Genomic DNA, 17482 nt, shown 5'->3' on the forward strand with positions numbered 1-17482 from the left:
GGTCTCTCTCGCCCTTTTGATTTTTCGAGATCAGAGGCGAACGCTTCAAATCCGGTAGAACTGCCGATACCACTTCACAAACTCGCCAACGCCGGTTTCGAGCGTCACTTGCGGGCTGAAGCCCACCCACTCGGCCAGTGCCGAGACATCGGCCCAGGTCTTGACCACATCACCGGCCTGCATCGGCATGTAGTTGCGCCGGGCTTGCAAGCCCAGGGCGGATTCCAGGCAGTCGACGAAATCCAGCAACGCCACCGGCATGCCACGCCCGATGTTGAAGAGCCGGTTTACCCCGGTGGCGGAGCCTTGCGGCACCGGAGGCCTTGGGCGTAGTCGGGCGATACCTTCGACAATGTCGTCGACGTAGGTAAAGTCGCGCGACATCTGCCCCTGGTTGTAAATGTCGATGGGCAGGCCTTTGAGGATGGCGTCGGTAAACTTGAACAGCGCCATGTCCGGGCGACCCCATGGACCGTAGACGGTAAAAAAGCGCAGGCCACTGGCTTTCAGGCCATACAAGTGGCAGTAACTTTCGGCCAGCAGTTCATTGGCGCGCTTGCTGGCGGCGTACAGCGAAACGGGATGTTCGACAGGGTCCTCGACACTGAATGGCATCTTGCTGTTGGTGCCGTACACCGAACTGCTCGAGGCGTAGATCAGATGCTCGGGGCGATGGTGCCGACAGGCTTCCAGCACATTGAGGAACCCCACCAGGTTCGATTGCCCATAGACATCCGGGTTGTCCAGCGAATAGCGCACTCCGGCCTGAGCGGCCAGGTGCACCACCTCGGTAAAACGGTGTTCTTGAAACAGGCTCATCAGGGCCGGTTTATCGACAATGTCCATTTTCCGGAAGCGAAAGCCCGGCAAAGCCTCCAGCACCTTGAGGCGTGCATGCTTGAGTTCCACGTCGTAGTAGTCGTTGAGGTTGTCGATACCGACAACGTCCTGACCCTCGCGGCACAAGCGCTGGACCGTATGAAATCCGATGAAACCGGCCGCACCGGTGACCAGAACGGTCATTGGACGCACGCCTGCGATTGCACCGCGATCGGCGCGAGATTACTGATCCAGACCCTTGTCAGCTTCATATATAGCTCCTGCTTATGGCGTCATTCGCACACGGTTTCGTTGTGAAGCTTATAAAACAGAAACATTTCAGTTTCGATAACCCCGTGCGCGACCTCAGCAAAAAAACAATTTTTGGCCGAAACCGCCGCTACTATTTGACCGAATCGTCACGTGGTTTATAAAACCGGAACAAGCCGATATCCACGGTCTTGATGTATTGCGTGGCCCAATCCGGCTTGACGGTACGATCATGGAAATACAGGGCACCCTGGGTGCGGTCCGGCAGTTCCTTGTTCAGGGCCTTGCGCGCGATTTCCTTGGCCATCGCATAAGGCACCTCTTCCTGGACCGAATCGGACTTACCGTCACACCACCAGGAAAACTGGCAACTCTTGGTCTCCGAACCCTGTTTGACCACTTTGCACACCGTGTTCGGAAAGCCCTCGTGCCCCAGGCGATTCATGACCACGTTGGCCACCGCCTCCATGTCGGCGGAGTCCCTGCCCCTGGCTTCCCAGTAAATGGAGCGGGCCAGGCACGTGATCGCGTCGTCCAGCGGCGCGACACCCGCCGGGTCAACGGCCTGGACTTCGGACGGGGTAATCGCTTCAGCCTTGGGTGCCGGTGCGGGGCTTTTATTCTCGGCGGCTTTCTGTTCCAGCACCTCGGCCTTGTTCTCGGCCGCTTGCTGTTTCTGCTCTTGATCCGTAGCGGACACCGGGCCGGCAAGCAACGTGAAGGCTAGGCAGCTGGCGATCCAGTCGAGGCGCATGGTCGGTGTCACTCGGTGAGCGATTCGATTCAGTGTAGTAGTGAAATGATTTCACCCGCCCCACTACACTCTGGATAATTCCGTTGTCTTAGACGGGGCAACTTCGCGCATCATGGGTGCCATCTGCTCAAGGGGGATTTTCATGGGATTCATCTCATCCGCACTGCGTTTGGCCGGTTTGTCTCTGGGCCTGGTATTCGCCGCTAACGCTATGGCGGCGGACGAAGCGCAATTGATCGAATCGATCAACGTCTACCGCAGCCAACTGCAGCGCTGTGCCGGCCAGGTCTCAGCGGAGCTGCCACCACTGTCGGCCGACCCGCGCCTGGTGCTGACCGCCCCGAGCACCGGCAATCTGCAGCAGGCCATGGCCACTGCGGGTTATCCGATGAAGAATGTGCAGGCCATCAGCCTGTCCGGGCCTCGCGATGCGGCCTCGGCGATGAAAGCGATTCAGGAGAGTTTTTGCCAGATCGTCCTCGACCCGCAATTCGTCGATGTCGGCGTCAGTCGCCAGGACAATCAGTGGCGCATCGTCGTGGCGCGGCCACTGCTGAGTTCACGCCTGGGCGACTGGCAGACCGAGGGCCAGAAGCTGCTCATCGAACTCAACGCCGCACGGGCCAAGCCGCGCCAATGCGGCACCCAGTCTTTCAATGCGACCGCGCCGCTGGCCTGGAACGCCATACTGGGCACGGCCGCCGAAACCCACTCCCGCTCCATGGCCAACAACAACTACTTCGATCACAAGGACCGCGATGGCCGCACCCCAGGCGACCGCGCGGAACTGGCCGGCTACGACTTCCAGCAGATCGGCGAAAACATCGCCGCCGGACAGGACAGCGTACGCAAGGTGGTCGATGGCTGGCTGGCCAGCCCCGGCCACTGCGCCAACCTGATGAACCCGCAGTTCCGCGAACTGGGCGCGGCGTATGCGAATGATCCGAAGAGTGATGCGGGGATTTACTGGACGGCGGTGTTTGGGGCGCAGTAACCAAAAACCGAAGTCCCTGTAGGAGCAGCCGGTCGACGCTCGATTGCTCCTACAGAGTGCTGGTCCACGTAGTGGCTCCAGACCGTGTACATCAGGATTAAAGTTCATCATAGATCCGGTCGATCACCCGGTCATCAATAGTGATTGGACGCCCGGCAAAGTTGCTCTTAGCCTGCGCTCAACAAGTCCGCAAACAACGTAATCCGTAACTGTAGGAGCGAGCCTGCTCGCGATGGTCCCAAGGACACCGCGTTCAGCCAGAAAGCGCGCGTAATCGTTAACGACCATCGCGAGCAGGCTCGCTCCTACAGGTTTTGCGGATACTCATTCAATGTGTGCCGTGCCAAGAAAGAAAATCATGTCAGAACGAGTCTTGATCGATGGCTTCTCCCGGCGCGTGGACTATCTGCGGATGTCGGTCACCGACCGCTGCGATTTCCGTTGCGTGTATTGCATGGCCGAGGACATGCAGTTTCTGCCCCGGCAACGGGTGCTGACGCTGGAAGAGATCTATCAAGTCGCCGAAAGCTTCGTGGCGCTGGGCACCCGCAAGATCCGCCTGACCGGAGGCGAGCCGCTGATCCGTCCGGGGGTGGTGCAACTGTGCGAGAAGATCGCCGCCCTGCCCGGCCTGCGTGAACTGTGCATGACCACCAACGGTTCGCAGCTGGCAAAACTGGCCGAGCCGTTGTTCGACGCCGGGGTCAAGCGCCTCAACATCAGCCTCGACTGCCTGGACCCGCAACGTTTTCGCGAACTGACCCGCACCGGTGACCTGGCGCAAGTGATCAAGGGCATCGACGCCGCCAACCGGGCAGGATTTCGCAATACCAAGCTCAATTGCGTGGTGATGAAGGGCCGCAACGACCATGAGATCAATGATCTGGTGAGCTTCGCCATCGACCGTAACCTCGACATCTCCTTCATCGAGGAAATGCCCCTGGGCACCATCGATGAGCACAGCCGCGCCGAAGCGTTTTTCGCAAGCAGCCAGGTCCGCGAACGCATCGCCGAACGCTACACTTTGATCGATTCGGCCGAGTCGACCCAAGGGCCGTCGCGCTATTGGCGCCTGGCCGAGGCGCCGCAGATTCGCCTGGGGTTCATCTCACCCCACAGCCACAACTTTTGCGGCACCTGCAACCGGGTGCGGCTGACCGTGGAAGGACGTCTGCTGCTGTGCCTGGGCAATGAGCACGCCGTGGATCTCAAGGCTGTGTTGCGCAGCCACCCCGGACAGCCCGAGCGCCTGGAAAAAGCCATTATCGAGGCGATGAAACTCAAGCCTTACCGACACAACTTCGAAGTGAACGACGATGTTCAGGTTGTTCGCTTCATGAACATGACGGGCGGCTGAGACCCATGATCGTCAGACCCAAACCCAACCTGATCGGCGTGCTGACGTCCCTCAAGGGTTCGATTGCCAAGCGCATCGCCTGGCGCAGCCTGATGGTGACGCTGCTCGCCTCGGCCATCGTGCTCATTGAAACCTTGCATCCCAGTTACTTTTCCAAGGTCAGCGCCACGCCCTTCACGCTGCTGGGTTTGTCGCTGTCGATCTTCATGAGCTTTCGCAACAACGCCTGCTACGACCGCTGGTATGAAGCGCGCAAGGCGTGGGGCGATGTGATCGTGGAAGTCCGTTCGATGATTCGTGAAACCCTGGTGATCAAGGACACGGCTGAACGCCACACGATCCTCAGCAACCTGTGCGGCTTCGCCCATGCCCTCAACGCGCGGCTGCGCCAGGAAAACGAAATGGCCGCCAGTGGCGACTGGCTGCAGCCGATGCCCAAGGGCAACTCCACAGACATCACCGGGCAAATACTGATGCAGGTCGGTCAACAGTGCTCGGCACTCAACGAGTCCGGGGCGATCAACGACTGGCGCTACACGCTCATGGCCAACCACCTGACAGGCCTGACCCACGCGCAGGCGGTCTGTGAACGGATCAAGAACACTCCACTGCCGTTTCCCTACACGCTGCTGCTGCACCGCACCATCTACCTGTTCTGCATCCTCCTGCCGTTCGCCATGGCCGAGCCCCTGGGCTGGTTGACACCGATTTTCACCGCGATTGTCAGCTACACCTTTTTCGGCCTGGATGCGATTGCCGACGAACTGGAAGACCCCTTCGGCCGCGACGAAAACGACCTGCCCACCGACGCCATCGTGCGCAACATCGAGCGCGATGTGCTGGCCGCGCTGGGTGTGACGGAACTACCGCCACAACTGGAGCCGGTGGATTTTGTTCTGAATTGACCCTCAAGAAACACGCAATCCCTGTAGGAGCGAGCTTGCTCGCGATAGCGGTGGGTCAGCCAACGTCTCCATCGAATGTGCCGGCCTCTTCGCGGGCAAGCCCGCTCCTACAGGGATTGCGGCTGGTCGCGGGATTGGTGCTCACTGAAGATCAAAACTGTAGGAGCGGGCTTGCCCGGTTTGATCGAGCGTTTCCACAGCAACGGCTTCGCAGCATCAAGCAGCTATGCAACGCGCTCCGGCGTAGCTACAGTCTTTGGCTCAAAGCTTTTCTGCACTAGGAACCTGCGTTTGAGCCCCACGCCCTCCCCGATCACCCACCAGGATCTGCCGGAGCCCCGGTCCATCAGCCTGCGCGAAGCCTTTCTGTTCTGGCTCAAGCTCGGTTTCATCAGCTTTGGCGGGCGATTTCGATCATGCATCAGGAACTGGTCGAGCGCCGGCGCTGGATCTCCGAGCGGCGCTTTCTGCACGCCCTCAACTATTGCATGTTGCTGCCCGGGCCTGAGGCTCAGCAGTTGGCGACCTACATCGGCTGGCTGATGCACCGCACCTGGGGTGGCGTGATCGCTGGCGTGCTGTTTGTGTTGCCGTCGTTGTTCATCCTGATTGCGCTGTCCTGGGTGTACATCGCCTTTGGTGAAGTGCCCGTGGTCGCCGGATTGTTCTACGGGATCAAGCCGGCGGTCACGGCAATCGTGGTGCAGGCGGCCCACCGGATCGGCTCGCGGGCGCTGAAGAACGGCTGGTTATGGGGCATCGCCGCCGCGTCCTTCGTGGCCATCTTCATGATCGACTTGCCGTTTCCATTGATCGTGCTCGGCGCAGCGGTCATCGGCTTTTTCGGCGGACGCCTGGCGCCGGAAAAATTCAGGATCGGTGGCCACAGCACGGCGAAAAAATCCTTCGGTCTGGCCGTTATCGGTGCGATCTTGTGGACACTGCCCATGGCTATGCTCACCGCACTGTTCGGCTGGGAAGGACGGCTGGACTGGCCTTCGCTGCTGATCGCCATTGTGGCGGGCATTGCGTTGTTGCGGTTCAAGCGCGGGGTGATCGAGGTGTTGATCGGCCTCGGTGTGCACCTGATGTTCTGAATCAAACATTTACACGCGCCGCAATCCCTGCGCACTTCGACTGACCGGCATTGGTTTCTCCCAATTCTGCCTGGACACCGACATGACTCAACGTTGCAATTCTTACTACACCGCCACCCTCGACCAGGACACCGACTACCCGACGCTGCAAGGCCGGCACCGGGTTGATGTGGTGATCATCGGCGGCGGATTCACCGGCGTGGCCAGCGCCGTCGAGCTGGCGGAAAAAGGCCTGAAGGTCGCCATCGTCGAAAGCCACAAGATCGGCTGGGGCGCCACCGGGCGCAATGGCGGCCAGGTCACCGGCAGCCTGTCGGGCGACGAAGCCATGCGCAAACAGATGCGCCGCACCATCGGCGATGAAGTCGACGACTTCATCTGGAACCTGCGCTGGCGCGGGCACCAGATCATCCGGCAGCGCGTGGAAAAATACGGCATCGCCTGCGACCTCAAGCACGGTCACCTGCACGCCGCGTACAAGCCCGCGCACATGGTCGGCTTGCGCAAGGATTATGACGAGGCGGTGCGCCGGGGCATGGGCGATGAGGTCAGCCTGCTCGACCGCAGCCAGGTGCGCGACCTGCTGCAAAGCGACCTCTACCACGGCGCGATCAAGAACACCCGCAACATGCACCTGCACCCGCTCAACCTGTGCATCGGCGAGGCCCGCGCAGCCGAGAGCCTCGGTGCGTTGATCTTCGAGAACAGCGAAGTGCTGGAGATCATCCATGGCGATGGCCTTCACCAGAGCCCCGGCGTACGCACCGCCCACGGGCAGATCGACGCCAATCAGGTGCTGCTGGCCGGCGACGTCTACCACAAGCTGGAACCGGGCAAACTCAAGGGCAAGATTTTCCCGGCCATGGGCGGCATCGTCACCACCGCGCCGCTGGGCGATCTGGCCAGACAGATCAACCCCGAAGACCTGGCGGTCTACGACTGTCGTTTCGTACTCGACTACTACCGCCTGACCGCCGACGGTCGCCTGTTGTTCGGTGGCGGCGCCAACTACAGCGGCAAGGATTCGCGGGACATCGCCGCCGAGCTGCGCCCGTGCATCGAGCAGACCTTCCCGGCGCTCAAAGGCGTGGCCATCGATTACCAGTGGAGCTGCGCGATGGGCATCGTGATCAACCGCATCCCGCAACTGGGCAAGCTCTCTGACAACGTCTGGTATTGCCAGGGCTACTCCGGCCACGGCATCGCCACCACCCACATCATGGGTGAAATCATGGGCCGGGCGATCACCGGGCAGCTGGAGCAGTTCGACACCTTCGCCGCCTGCCAGCACATCCGCGTGCCCATGGGCGACCTGCTCGGCAATCCGATGCTCGCCGCGGGCATGTGGTACTACCAGATGCTTGAGCGATTGCGTTGAGGTTACTGGCCAATACATTCGACACACATTCGGCGCCAGTCACACCGCTATCGCGAGCAAGCTCGCTCCCACAAGGGCTGTTTGCCAGCCTCGATATTTGAGCTAGACATCAATCCCTGTGGGAGCGAGCTTGCTCGCGATGGCGGTGTGTCATTGAGCAGTGATGTCGGCTGAAAGTACGCCATCGCGAGCAAGCTCGCTCCCACATTTTGATTTTCAGTGAGCGCAAAAATGTGGCCACAGAGACCCGCTCAAGCCTGCACCACCTCGATCCCCAGCGCCCGGTAGTCCTCGACATTGCCTGACGCCACATGCCGTTCGGTGATCAGCGTGTGCACGCGGTTGCAAGGCGCGACGACAAAGGGTTCCACCGCGCCGAGCTTGTCCGCGGTGGTGACGGCGATCACGTGGGAAGCACAGTCGAGCATCGCCTGTTTCACCGGCACTTCATCAAAGTGCAGTGAGCTTAAGCCCACCTGCGGGTGTATCGCGCAGACCCCGGTAAACAGCAGATCAGCCTTGATGCCCGCCAGCAGCCGCAGGGTTTCGTGGCCGCTGGCCGACATCGTCGCCGGGTTGAGCTGACCGCCGGCCAGGATCACCTTGATGCCTTGGTATTCGGACAGGGTAATGGCCGTCATCGGCGATGCAGTGATCGCGGTGATGGCGATGTCCGCCGGCAGCGAACGCGCAATCTGCAAGGTGGTGGTGCCGGAATCGAACACCACGATCTGACCATCCTGCACCCGTTGCGCGGCCAGTTGCGCCAGATGGGTTTTCACTTCATCGGTTTCGCTGATCCGGGTGAAATAGTCCTTGCCCGTATCCTTGGGCCGCGGCAACGCCCCGCCGTGCACCCGCTGCACCAGGCCGGCGCTGGCCAGCTCCGCCAGATCGCGGCGGATGGTGTCTTCGGACACCGCGAAATGCTGGCTCAACTCCGAGGCCATGACCTTGCCGTCACGTTCGAGGATCAACAGGATCTTTTGCCGACGCACTGACGGAAGTTCGGCTGCAGAATGGTTGTCGTGCATGTTTTTGCTCGTTTATGCGTGTAATTGCGTGTTACCCGAGAGTATCTGCAACCCTGCGCAAAAACAACGAACCGGCCAGGTATCATTTTTTTCGATCTTTCAAATCATTACGCCGAATTTTTCATTTTCCTGTGACCTGTTCAGGATGGCGCCGTCACTCATGTTTTGGATGGAAACTTCATGAATATCAATTTTGCTTTTGCGTGCATGATCGTGGTCTCGTTCACGATTGCACTGGTACACGCCTGACCGACAGGTCGTGAGGCGTCAAGATGTGCAAGGTCGCGGTAAAAAGCCTGACAGATCAGGAATATGCTCTATAAACAGTGGTGGCACGATTTCCGATCAGGGGAACTGGAAGGCTCCCCCGGAAGTTGATCTCTAAAAAAGCTGCGGACAATTGAGTGCCCGCCAGGAGACACCACCGATGAAAGCCCTGAAAATCGCCGCCAGTGAAGGCGCATCCGCTTGTTTCCTGAACACCCGGGAGGTGGTCCCGCTCGGTCACACCGACTTCACCGACGTCGCCGTGGCCGTGGTGTCGGTCAATGATGTGTTGGCCGGATCCCTCGACGCCATTCAGCGCACCGGTTTTGATATCCCGATTTTCCTGGTGGCGTCCCCCGGCACCAGCACCCACCCCCGGGAAGTCTACAAACACCTCAATGACGTGCTGCTTCAAGTGAACGGCATCTTCGACCTGTCCCCCAGCAACGTCGAATACCACGGTAACCAACTGGAAACCGCGGCCAGGGCCTATGAAGAAAGCCTGCTGCCGCCGTTCTTCGATGCGCTCAAACACTACACCGAAGCCGCCAATGCGACCTTTGCCTGCCCCGGTCACCAGGGCGGCCAGTTCTTTCGCAAGCACCCGGCCGGGCGGCAGTTTTTCGACTTCTTCGGCGAGACGCTGTTTCGCGCCGACATGTGCAACGCCGACGTCAAACTCGGCGACCTGCTGATCCACGAAGGCCCGGCACTGCTGGCGCAAAAACAGGCGGCACAGGTGTTCAACGCCGACAAGACCTACTTCGTGCTCAACGGCACCTCGGCCTCGAACAAGGTGGTGACCAACGCCCTGTTGACCCCGGGCGACCTGGTGCTGTTCGATCGCAACAACCACAAGTCCAATCACCAGGGCGCCTTGTTGCAGGCCGGTGCCACGCCGGTCTATCTGGAAACCGCGCGCAACCCTTACGGCTTCATCGGCGGCATCGACGCCCACTGTTTCGAAGAAAACTACCTGCGCGAGCTGATCGCCGAAGTCGCCCCGGACAAGGCGCAGCTGCCACGGCCGTTCCGCCTGGCGATCATTCAACTGGGCACCTACGACGGCACCGTGTACAACGCCCGGCAAGTGGTCGACCGCATTGGCAAGTTGTGTGACTACATCCTGTTCGACTCGGCGTGGGTCGGTTACGAACAGTTCATTCCAATGATGAAGGATTGCTCGCCCATGTTGCTCGACCTGGGCGAGAACGACCCGGGCATCTTCGTCACCCAATCGGTGCACAAACAGCAGGCCGGTTTTTCCCAGGCCTCGCAAATCCACAAGAAAGACCGGCACATCAAAGGCCAGGCGCGCTATTGCAACCATCACCGGCTCAACAACGCCTTCATGGCCCAGGCGTCCACCAGCCCGTTCTACCCGCTGTTCGCCTCACTGGATGTGAATGCGCGCATTCACTCGGGACGCAGCGGCCTGCGCCTGTGGGAAGACTGCGTGAAGTTCGGTATCGAAGCGCGCAAGCTGATCCTCGAAGCCTGCACCCTGGTCCGCCCGTTCGTGCCGGATACCATCGATGGGCGCCCATGGCAGGATCACTCGACCGACGCTATCGCCAGCGATATCCGTTTCTTTGAGTTCCATCCCAAGGATCGCTGGCATGCTTTTCCCGGTTATGCCGACAAGCAGTACTTCATCGACCCGTGCAAACTGCTGTTCACCACGCCGGGCATCGACCCGGTGGACGGCAGCTACACCGACTTCGGCATTCACGCCGGCATCCTGGCCAACTTCCTGCGCGAGAACGGCATCGTCCCGGAAAAGTGCGACCTCAACTCGATCCTGTTCCTGCTCACCCCGGCCGAAGACTGGGCGAAGATGACCCACCTGGCCGCACAGATCGCCCGCTTCGAACGCTTCATCAGCGAAGACGCGCCGATGAGCCGGGTGCTGCCGGCCATCTACGCGCAGCACCAGGAACGCTACCGCGACTACACCATCCGCCAGCTCTGCCAGGAAATGCACGACCTGTATCGCAGCCACAACGTGCAGCAATTGCAGAAGGACATGTTCCGCAAGGCACACTTCCCGAAAAAGGCCATGAACCCGCAGCAAGCGCAAATCGAGTACATCCGTGGCAACGTCGAACTGGTGGCGCTGACCGATGCCGATGGTCGCATTGCGGCCGAGGGCGCGCTGCCTTATCCGCCGGGCGTCTTGTGCGTGGTGCCGGGGGAAATCTGGGGTGGCGCGGTGTTGAAGTACTTCCTGGCCCTTGAAGAAGGCATCAATGCGTTGCCGGGTTTCACACCGGAACTGCAAGGCGTGTACCTGAAGCACGAAGACGGTCGCACCCGGGCGTATGGGTATGTGATCAAGGCCTGATGGCAGGCGGCAGGAGCCGGCGTGGGCCGGTTCCTGCCCAACGCATCGATCAGAATTTTTCCGCAATGAACTTGAACGGATAGTTCGGTTCCCGATAGCTACCGGGACCTTGCCGTTTGGGCAGCTTCACTGTCGCCCGAGGTACTTCCTCGTAGGGAATGCTTTTGAGCACATCACTGATGATGTTCAGTCGCGCCCGTCGCTTGTCATTGGAGTTGGCGACTCGCCAAGGGGCGAATTTGGTGTCGGTGTACTTGAACATGTCGTCCCGGGCACGGGAGTAGTCGTACCAGCGGTTGTAGGACTTGAGGTCCATGGGCGACAGCTTCCAGATCTTGCGCCCGTCGGTGATACGCGCCTTGAGGCGTCGGGTCTGTTCCTCCTGACTCACCTCAAGCCAGTACTTGATCAGGATGATTCCCGATTCGACCAGGGCCTGCTCGACGCGCGGCGCCACGGTAAGAAACGTGCGCACCTGCTGCTCGCTGCAAAAGCCCATGACCCGCTCGACCCCGGCGCGGTTGTACCAGCTGCGATCGAAGATCACCACTTCACCGGCCGCCGGCAGGTGCGGCAGGTAACGTTGCAAATACATCTGGCTTTTTTCCCGGTCGGTCGGTGCCGGCAGCGCCATCACCCGGAACACTCGCGGGCTGACCCGTTCGGTCAGCGCCTTGATGGTCCCGCCCTTGCCGGCGCCATCACGGCCCTCGAAGATGATGCAAATCTTCGCGCCCGTGTGCTGCACCCACTCCTGCAGCTTGACCAGCTCGACGTGCAGCTTCGCCAGTTCCTCGAGATACACCTTGTTCTTGAGCTTGTCGCCTTCGACCGGTTTGCTTTTCGGTGCAGCCTTCTTCTTTGCCATGCCCGTTACCTCCTTCAATGCGTCACACAGCGTCCGGAGTGCGCCCGGCCGCGTTCATTCAGCCTCGATTGCGCTGGTAGTGTTCAACCGCCTGCTCCAGATTCAGGAACATGCGCGCTTCGCCCAACGTATGGCCCAAGGGTGCCTTGATGACCATGTCCCAGACGCCTGGGCTCATGCCCACCAGCCACAGTGAAATGCCTTTTTCCCGCAGTTGCTGTTCAGCCCCGGTGAGCATTTTCAGGGCGGTGTACTCCAGGTCGAACACGCTGCGCAGGTCCAGTATCACTACGCAGGGCCTTGCCTCTTCGATCAGGGGTCGCATCTTCATGCCGATACGCTCGGCGTTGGCGAAAAAAATCCGCCCTTCAGGCCGAAGCAACAGCAGTCCGTCAAAGTGTTCGTCATCGACATGGTCGGCGGACTGCGGCCGGTACACATTGGTGCCGGGTTTGCGCCCGAGGATGTGCACGGGTGGGTCCGAGACTTGATAGGCCAGTGCCAGCAGCGAAACCACGATCGCCACGACGATCCCTTGCAGCGTGCCCAACAGCATCACGCCGATCATCGCCACCACGGCCCAGGCAAATTCGGTACGGCGAACCGACAGGATCTCGCGAAACTCCGCCGGCTCGATCAGGCCTACCGAATACACAATCACCACGGCAGCGAGCGTGGCATTGGGCATCAGGCCAATCAGCGGCGCCAGCAGCAGGCAAGTGCCCAATGCCAGTGCTGCGGTGACCAGTGCGGCCAGTTGCGAACGGGCGCCGGCCAAATGGTTCACCGCCGTTTGGGTGGTCCCGCCACCGGCGACCATGGCCCCGAGAAATGCGCCGCCGATGTTGGCAACGCCGGTGGCCAGCAGCTCCCGGTTCGGTTGTGGCGCGGGCTCGTCACTGCGGGCGAACGCGCGCCCTGCCGCGATGGTTTCGGTGAAGCTCATCAGCGCGATACCCATCGCCGAAGGCCACAGGGTTTCAGCCAGCGACCATACCGGCAGGGTCGGCGCGGGCAATCCGATCGGCACCAGGCCGACGGCGGACACACCAAAGCTCTCCAGGCCAAACAGGCTCATGCCGATGATGCCCAGCGCAACCGCAACCAACGGTGCGGGCAGGCGTGGCGTAAAACGCTTCATGCCGACCAGCAGCAAGACCATGAACACGCCGACCGTCACGGTCGGCAGCGAGGCGTGACCGACGCTCTGTACCGTGGCCACCAGGTTGTGCAGGAAGCCACCTTTGTCGATGTGAGTGCCCAGCAGTTTGGGTAGCTGGTCGAGCACGATGACCACGCCGATGCCGGCCTTGAATCCCACCAGCACCGGTTCGGAAATGAAGTTGGCGACGAAGCCCAGGCGCAGCAACCCCGCGACGATCAGGATCGCGCCCACCATCAGGGCCAGCGTGGCGGACCCCGCGAGCAAGGTCGCCGCATCGCCGCCGGGGCTGATCTGGCCCAAGGCGGAACCGGCGAGAATGGCCAGGGTGGTCGTGGTGCTGACACTGAGCGGGCGCGAGGTGCCGAGCACGGCGTAGATCACCATCGGCACCAGCGCCGTGTATAGCCCGACCTGCACCGGCAGACCGGCAATGGTGGCATATGCCAGCGCCTTGGGAATGACCACGGCCGCTGCCGTCAGCCCGGCGACCACATCGCCTCGTAGCCAGTCGGGCCGGTAATCGCCGAGCCATTGCGGGACCAACAGGCTGCGCACGGTACCCCGCTGTGGAGTGCCTGGACTCCGCTCTTGCGGATGGCTGCCTTGTTGATTCATGAGTCACTCCAGTTGCAATTCGCCCCATGCGGATGATGAGTAGACTCAACTGACCGCACAATCCTTTAACTGCACGCGCAACCACTGCAAACCTTCATCGGCAGCGAAGCGCGTGTGCCGGCAGGCAGTCCACGCAGGCTCGACCAGTTACAAATGTAGCCGGTTTGCACGGCTACGCCGCCCTATGGCTGGCGAAGGGGGCAGACGCCCCGCCATCACCGGTGAAAAAGGGAAAGCCTTGTATGGACGACGTCATGAAAGCGATAAATGAGCTATACCCGCTAACTCCCCCCATTGCAGTTCTTCAGCTCAGGAGTTTGGCAATGAAGCTCAAAACCTCACTGGCAGCACTCATGATTGCGGCAAGCCTTTGCGGCTGCACCACTTCATCGACCCACGGCGTGAACGTTAACCTGGTCGCCACCCGGCAAAACGCCGGTCAGATCGGCACCGTCACGTTGACGGACTGGGACAAGAAAACCGGGCTGAGTTTCTTCGTCAGCGGTGTTCCAACCGGGGTTATCCTGCCCTTGCGGCTTTACTCTTTCATCAATAACGGCAGCTGCCAGCAACCCGGATCAGTCGCCTATGCGATGAACGACACCGTCAACACCGAACGCCAAGCCGTACGCGGCTGGTCTTTTACCAGAACCGCGCCTGTGCCGTTGCAGACCCTGCTTGACGGCAAGTATTCGGTAGTCGTGCGCACGGCTGCGACCGATGGCAACGTCGATATTTTTTGCGGGGATATCAAGGCTGAAATGTTAGCGAAATAGCTGCGACCCATTCAGGCCGGCCCTCGATACCGCTCGTGCCACCGGTTGTCCGGTGCGAGCGGTGACGTTTTTGCGAGTCCGTGTCATGTCCGGCGATCAAATTCAGAATGCAAAAAACCCGCCTTTGAGCGGGTTTTTGGCTGTTCAGAAACGGATGTCTACAACCGCGAACTCAATGGGATTTTTTCGAGGTCGACAGCCCGGCTTTACTCAAGCCTTTGGTGTTGTGATCACCTGGCGTCGAGGCCGAAATAGCGCTGGCCTTGGCGACGCCACGGGTATCGGAGTGGGCGAGGCCTGACGTCGTGGTGCCATGACCGTTATCGTCATTGCGCTCACTACCGTAGTGGTTCCCGCTCAGGCCACGGTCGCGCACGGATTTGCCGGCATGGTCGCTGTCCAGCCCGTCGCCGCGGCCGTTACTGCCGGAGTGGCCGGTGCCGGCGTGTCCGCCACCCATACCGCCGCCGTGGCCTCCACCGTTTCCGCCACCGTTACCGCCGCCGTTACCACCGCCGCCACCGCCGCCACCGCCGTTTCCGCCACCACCGCCACCGCCGTCCTTCGCGTATGCGGAACCCATGATCGACAGGCCATCAGGGAGCAGCGGGGCGGCTGCAAGCATCATGGCGCATGACATTACAGCAACGAGACTCTTGTTTTTTAAAAGCATGATGGCTTCCATAGGAGGTTGATATCGCGTGACGTATGACGCGATATCCCTCCAACAGTTCAAATACCACGACAAATGGCTGAAGCACCTTGAAACAGCGGGAAGACTACCTTCCACACTTTAATCAAACGCACCGTCGAGAATTTCATAGACAAGCCCGGTGGCCAGCGCAACCAGGATCAGGTCCGTGCCGACTTGCTGCCATTCGTAGCCATCATAGTGGGGCAGCCTGCCGGCCAGTCGGCCATCCAGTTTTTTCGCAATGCCGGGTGGAAGCGGTTTGCCTCGGGCGAGGTTCTTTTGAATACCCGGTGGCAAGTCAGGCGCAGGGCTCCAGTAGCCCGTATTCACGCCAATGATCTCGAGCACGCTGCCACGGTTGATACTCGGGCCATTGCTCCAGTCTCCACCACCGCCGGAACTCTTGTTCTTGTTGCCATGACCGCCCTGGTTGCCATGGTTGACCTTCCCGTTACCCTGGCCGTTTCCGGGATCGGCCAGCGCCGTCACCGAGCCGCAGACCAGAGTCAAACAGGTAACAGCTGCAATCAATGATCGAGTCCTGAACATGATTCATTCCTTCGCGGTGGGGAATATTCCCTGAAATTTAGACGCTATTGACGAAGTTGGTTCCGTCGAGTCACCGAACGCTGAACCGTCTAAGCTTATCCGGTCGAAGCCTTGCAGGCGTTTGCCGAAGGATGGGGCTTGTCTAATACCTTGTATGGAATTCCATTCGGTGAGTGCCCATTCGGCCCGAGGTACTCGCCGCAGCCTTCTTCGATGTGAATCCACGCTTGATACGTCCTAGATACTTCAACGCATGGCGCTGTTTCCCGATTGTTACCTCAGCGCCGCAGTTGTCACTTCTGCGCCGCCGAACGGGCCAATAGAGTATGGCCGTCGGTGTGGAACAGGGTCGTCGACTTGTCGGCCCGCGCTGGCACCGATCCCCCCATCACGGAAGAGGTGAATCATGAGTTTCGTCAAAGTGGAAAAAAACCAGAGCAGTGCCCCGTCGGATGCCGACATGAAAAAAGCCATGATCGAGTCGGGCGGCAACCCGGGCGAGGTCACCGGGAGCAATGCCGCCCGCACCCTGACCTACACCGGCGTGGTCAATCACACGGTGTACGAGAACAAGCTGATCGAGATCGCCAGGGGCAAACGCACCAGCTGGAACTTCGTCTGGGCCGATGCCCGGGCCGCCTGAGGTCAAGGCGGGGCGGCCGATCGGCTGCCCCGCTGACTCAGCCCCTGATACATCCCCGATACCCGCTTGTAACACCAAGACACTTAGCCGCCCTGCCCCTCGCCCCTAGAGTGAAACCGTCAATGGACTGCAGCGCCAAGCGCCAGCAGCCCATTGCTTGCCCAACACACCACCAAGGAAGAGGGAAACCATGAGCAAATCAATCGCTGTCAGCCAACAGAGCCAGCAGCTTCACAATGATGTGCAAGAAGCCGTCAAGTCGATCATGGGTGCAACGCAACTGAAGGCGGCAGATTACGGCCGGGTACTGAGGTCGGCCCTGGCGGCTTCGCAAAAAACCGTCACCATCGAAATCGCCGCCGGCGACCTGACGCTGCTGAAGAAGTCCGGCTACAAACTGTGCTTTGCCAAGAAGGTGGGTGACGCCGACTACAACGTGGTCTGGCAGTCCTATGACGCTTACCTGAGCAACAACGAGTTCAGCTGGACGCCGCAGTATCAGCTGTTTGCGTCCAACCTGTTCAAGGCAAATGTTCAGGTCAAAGTCTCGACCAACATCGTCAATATCGGCCTGGGACAAACATCGACACTCGATGAGCACGGTCTGCTGAGTTCGGCGGTTACCGGGGGGCCAAACATTTCCATGACCTTTGTAAACGACTACGCGCCCATCCATCCGGGTATCAACCAGCTATCTACCGGCATTGATGGCAATCAGGTCAGTACCCCCATTTACGTTGCGGTGGATCAGGTGGTCACCGGTGAAACCGTGCTGACGCCGGTGGAAACCATCCTTGTGTGGTTCGAACAGAACGTACAGACCAGCACCATGTTCAGTACCTCACGCTCCAAGGCGATCGAAATCGACTTGACGTTCGATAACACCGCAGGTCGCCTTTACGAAGGCGGTCAGTGGAAAACCGTGTAACCGTCATGCCGGGGCAACCTTGCGG

At 60.2% G+C, this 17482-nt stretch carries 15 protein-coding genes and 1 pseudogene; 9 read left to right on the top strand and 7 right to left on the bottom strand.

What is annotated here, in order from left to right:
- Positions 1 to 45: 45 nt before the first annotated feature.
- Entirely contained in the window at positions 46 to 1023 is a 978-nt protein-coding gene (locus tag ACM6IK_RS11915) for an NAD-dependent epimerase (protein ID WP_414874476.1), read from the bottom strand.
- A 199-nt stretch (positions 1024 to 1222) separates the two neighbouring features.
- Positions 1223 to 1843 carry a cell wall hydrolase gene (locus ACM6IK_RS11920; RefSeq protein ID WP_414874477.1) on the bottom strand — a complete coding sequence of 207 codons (621 nt, stop codon included), beginning with the start codon at positions 1841 to 1843 and terminating at the stop codon, positions 1223 to 1225.
- Between the two features lie 142 nt (positions 1844 to 1985).
- Here ACM6IK_RS11920 and ACM6IK_RS11925 point away from each other — a divergent pair, with 142 nt between their 5' ends.
- From ACM6IK_RS11925 to ACM6IK_RS11945, 5 genes and pseudogenes are all read left to right on the top strand, one after another.
- Positions 1986 to 2837, top strand: a complete 852-nt coding sequence (locus ACM6IK_RS11925; protein WP_414874478.1) for a CAP domain-containing protein — start codon at positions 1986 to 1988, stop codon at positions 2835 to 2837.
- Positions 2838 to 3195: 358 nt separating this feature from the next.
- Complete coding sequence (gene moaA, locus ACM6IK_RS11930; RefSeq protein ID WP_414874479.1) at positions 3196 to 4194, top strand: GTP 3',8-cyclase MoaA; 999 nt, start codon at positions 3196 to 3198, stop codon at positions 4192 to 4194.
- A gap of 5 nt (positions 4195 to 4199) precedes the next feature.
- On the top strand, positions 4200 to 5099 hold the full coding sequence (locus ACM6IK_RS11935; RefSeq protein ID WP_414874480.1) for a bestrophin family protein: 900 nt from the start codon (positions 4200 to 4202) through the stop codon (positions 5097 to 5099).
- Between the two features lie 291 nt (positions 5100 to 5390).
- Positions 5391 to 6088: pseudogene (locus tag ACM6IK_RS11940) on the top strand (chromate transporter); the annotation flags it as partial.
- A 190-nt stretch (positions 6089 to 6278) separates the two neighbouring features.
- Positions 6279 to 7574, top strand: a complete 1296-nt coding sequence (locus tag ACM6IK_RS11945; protein WP_414874481.1) for an NAD(P)/FAD-dependent oxidoreductase — start codon at positions 6279 to 6281, stop codon at positions 7572 to 7574.
- 251 nt (positions 7575 to 7825) lie between these two features.
- Here ACM6IK_RS11945 and ACM6IK_RS11950 read toward each other — a convergent pair whose 3' ends face one another.
- On the bottom strand, positions 7826 to 8608 hold the full coding sequence (locus ACM6IK_RS11950; RefSeq protein ID WP_414874482.1) for a DeoR/GlpR family DNA-binding transcription regulator: 783 nt from the start codon (positions 8606 to 8608) through the stop codon (positions 7826 to 7828).
- A gap of 427 nt (positions 8609 to 9035) precedes the next feature.
- Here ACM6IK_RS11950 and speF point away from each other — a divergent pair, with 427 nt between their 5' ends.
- Positions 9036 to 11219, top strand: coding sequence for an ornithine decarboxylase SpeF (speF, locus tag ACM6IK_RS11955; protein ID WP_414874483.1), 2184 nt, complete (start codon positions 9036 to 9038; stop codon positions 11217 to 11219).
- A gap of 49 nt (positions 11220 to 11268) precedes the next feature.
- Here the strand turns inward: speF and ppk2 are convergent, their stop codons facing one another.
- The gene (gene ppk2, locus ACM6IK_RS11960) at positions 11269 to 12087 is read right to left on the bottom strand and encodes a polyphosphate kinase 2 (RefSeq protein WP_414874484.1); all 819 of its coding nucleotides are present in this window, start codon (positions 12085 to 12087) and stop codon (positions 11269 to 11271) included.
- 58 nt (positions 12088 to 12145) lie between these two features.
- Positions 12146 to 13867: a SulP family inorganic anion transporter gene (locus tag ACM6IK_RS11965; RefSeq protein ID WP_414874485.1), complete on the bottom strand. Its 1722-nt coding sequence runs from the start codon at positions 13865 to 13867 to the stop codon at positions 12146 to 12148.
- A 323-nt stretch (positions 13868 to 14190) separates the two neighbouring features.
- Between ACM6IK_RS11965 and ACM6IK_RS11970 the strand changes: the two genes are divergently transcribed.
- Complete coding sequence (locus ACM6IK_RS11970; RefSeq protein ID WP_414874486.1) at positions 14191 to 14643, top strand: hypothetical protein; 453 nt, start codon at positions 14191 to 14193, stop codon at positions 14641 to 14643.
- Positions 14644 to 14815: 172 nt separating this feature from the next.
- Here the strand turns inward: ACM6IK_RS11970 and ACM6IK_RS11975 are convergent, their stop codons facing one another.
- Complete coding sequence (locus ACM6IK_RS11975; protein ID WP_414874487.1) at positions 14816 to 15316, bottom strand: hypothetical protein; 501 nt, start codon at positions 15314 to 15316, stop codon at positions 14816 to 14818.
- A 120-nt stretch (positions 15317 to 15436) separates the two neighbouring features.
- The gene (locus ACM6IK_RS11980; protein WP_414874488.1) at positions 15437 to 15886 is read right to left on the bottom strand and encodes an anti-virulence regulator CigR family protein; all 450 of its coding nucleotides are present in this window, start codon (positions 15884 to 15886) and stop codon (positions 15437 to 15439) included.
- Between the two features lie 406 nt (positions 15887 to 16292).
- Between ACM6IK_RS11980 and ACM6IK_RS11985 the strand changes: the two genes are divergently transcribed.
- Together ACM6IK_RS11985 and ACM6IK_RS11990 are read left to right on the top strand one after the other, a co-directional pair.
- The gene (locus ACM6IK_RS11985; RefSeq protein WP_414874489.1) at positions 16293 to 16529 is read left to right on the top strand and encodes a hypothetical protein; all 237 of its coding nucleotides are present in this window, start codon (positions 16293 to 16295) and stop codon (positions 16527 to 16529) included.
- Between the two features lie 190 nt (positions 16530 to 16719).
- The gene (locus ACM6IK_RS11990) at positions 16720 to 17457 is read left to right on the top strand and encodes a hypothetical protein (protein ID WP_414874490.1); all 738 of its coding nucleotides are present in this window, start codon (positions 16720 to 16722) and stop codon (positions 17455 to 17457) included.
- The last annotated feature ends 25 nt before the right edge of the window (positions 17458 to 17482 follow it).

The sequence above is a fragment of the Pseudomonas sp. IT-196MI5 genome (assembly GCF_949767415.1).
GTDB lineage: Bacteria > Pseudomonadota > Gammaproteobacteria > Pseudomonadales > Pseudomonadaceae > Aquipseudomonas.

Bases quoted from the DNA above. Each gene is read 5' to 3' on its own strand.
- ACM6IK_RS11915 (WP_414874476.1), bottom strand. From the start codon at position 1,023: ATGACCGTTCTGGTCACCGGTGCGGCCGGTTTCATCGGATTTCATACG.
- ACM6IK_RS11920 (WP_414874477.1), bottom strand. From the start codon at position 1,843: ATGCGCCTCGACTGGATCGCCAGCTGCCTAGCCTTCACGTTGCTTGCC.
- ACM6IK_RS11925 (WP_414874478.1), top strand. From the start codon at position 1,986: ATGGGATTCATCTCATCCGCACTGCGTTTGGCCGGTTTGTCTCTGGGC.
- moaA (WP_414874479.1), top strand. From the start codon at position 3,196: ATGTCAGAACGAGTCTTGATCGATGGCTTCTCCCGGCGCGTGGACTAT.
- ACM6IK_RS11935 (WP_414874480.1), top strand. From the start codon at position 4,200: ATGATCGTCAGACCCAAACCCAACCTGATCGGCGTGCTGACGTCCCTC.
- ACM6IK_RS11945 (WP_414874481.1), top strand. From the start codon at position 6,279: ATGACTCAACGTTGCAATTCTTACTACACCGCCACCCTCGACCAGGAC.
- ACM6IK_RS11950 (WP_414874482.1), bottom strand. From the start codon at position 8,608: ATGCACGACAACCATTCTGCAGCCGAACTTCCGTCAGTGCGTCGGCAA.
- speF (WP_414874483.1), top strand. From the start codon at position 9,036: ATGAAAGCCCTGAAAATCGCCGCCAGTGAAGGCGCATCCGCTTGTTTC.
- ppk2 (WP_414874484.1), bottom strand. From the start codon at position 12,087: ATGGCAAAGAAGAAGGCTGCACCGAAAAGCAAACCGGTCGAAGGCGAC.
- ACM6IK_RS11965 (WP_414874485.1), bottom strand. From the start codon at position 13,867: ATGAATCAACAAGGCAGCCATCCGCAAGAGCGGAGTCCAGGCACTCCA.
- ACM6IK_RS11970 (WP_414874486.1), top strand. From the start codon at position 14,191: ATGAAGCTCAAAACCTCACTGGCAGCACTCATGATTGCGGCAAGCCTT.
- ACM6IK_RS11975 (WP_414874487.1), bottom strand. From the start codon at position 15,316: ATGCTTTTAAAAAACAAGAGTCTCGTTGCTGTAATGTCATGCGCCATG.
- ACM6IK_RS11980 (WP_414874488.1), bottom strand. From the start codon at position 15,886: ATGTTCAGGACTCGATCATTGATTGCAGCTGTTACCTGTTTGACTCTG.
- ACM6IK_RS11985 (WP_414874489.1), top strand. From the start codon at position 16,293: ATGAGTTTCGTCAAAGTGGAAAAAAACCAGAGCAGTGCCCCGTCGGAT.
- ACM6IK_RS11990 (WP_414874490.1), top strand. From the start codon at position 16,720: ATGAGCAAATCAATCGCTGTCAGCCAACAGAGCCAGCAGCTTCACAAT.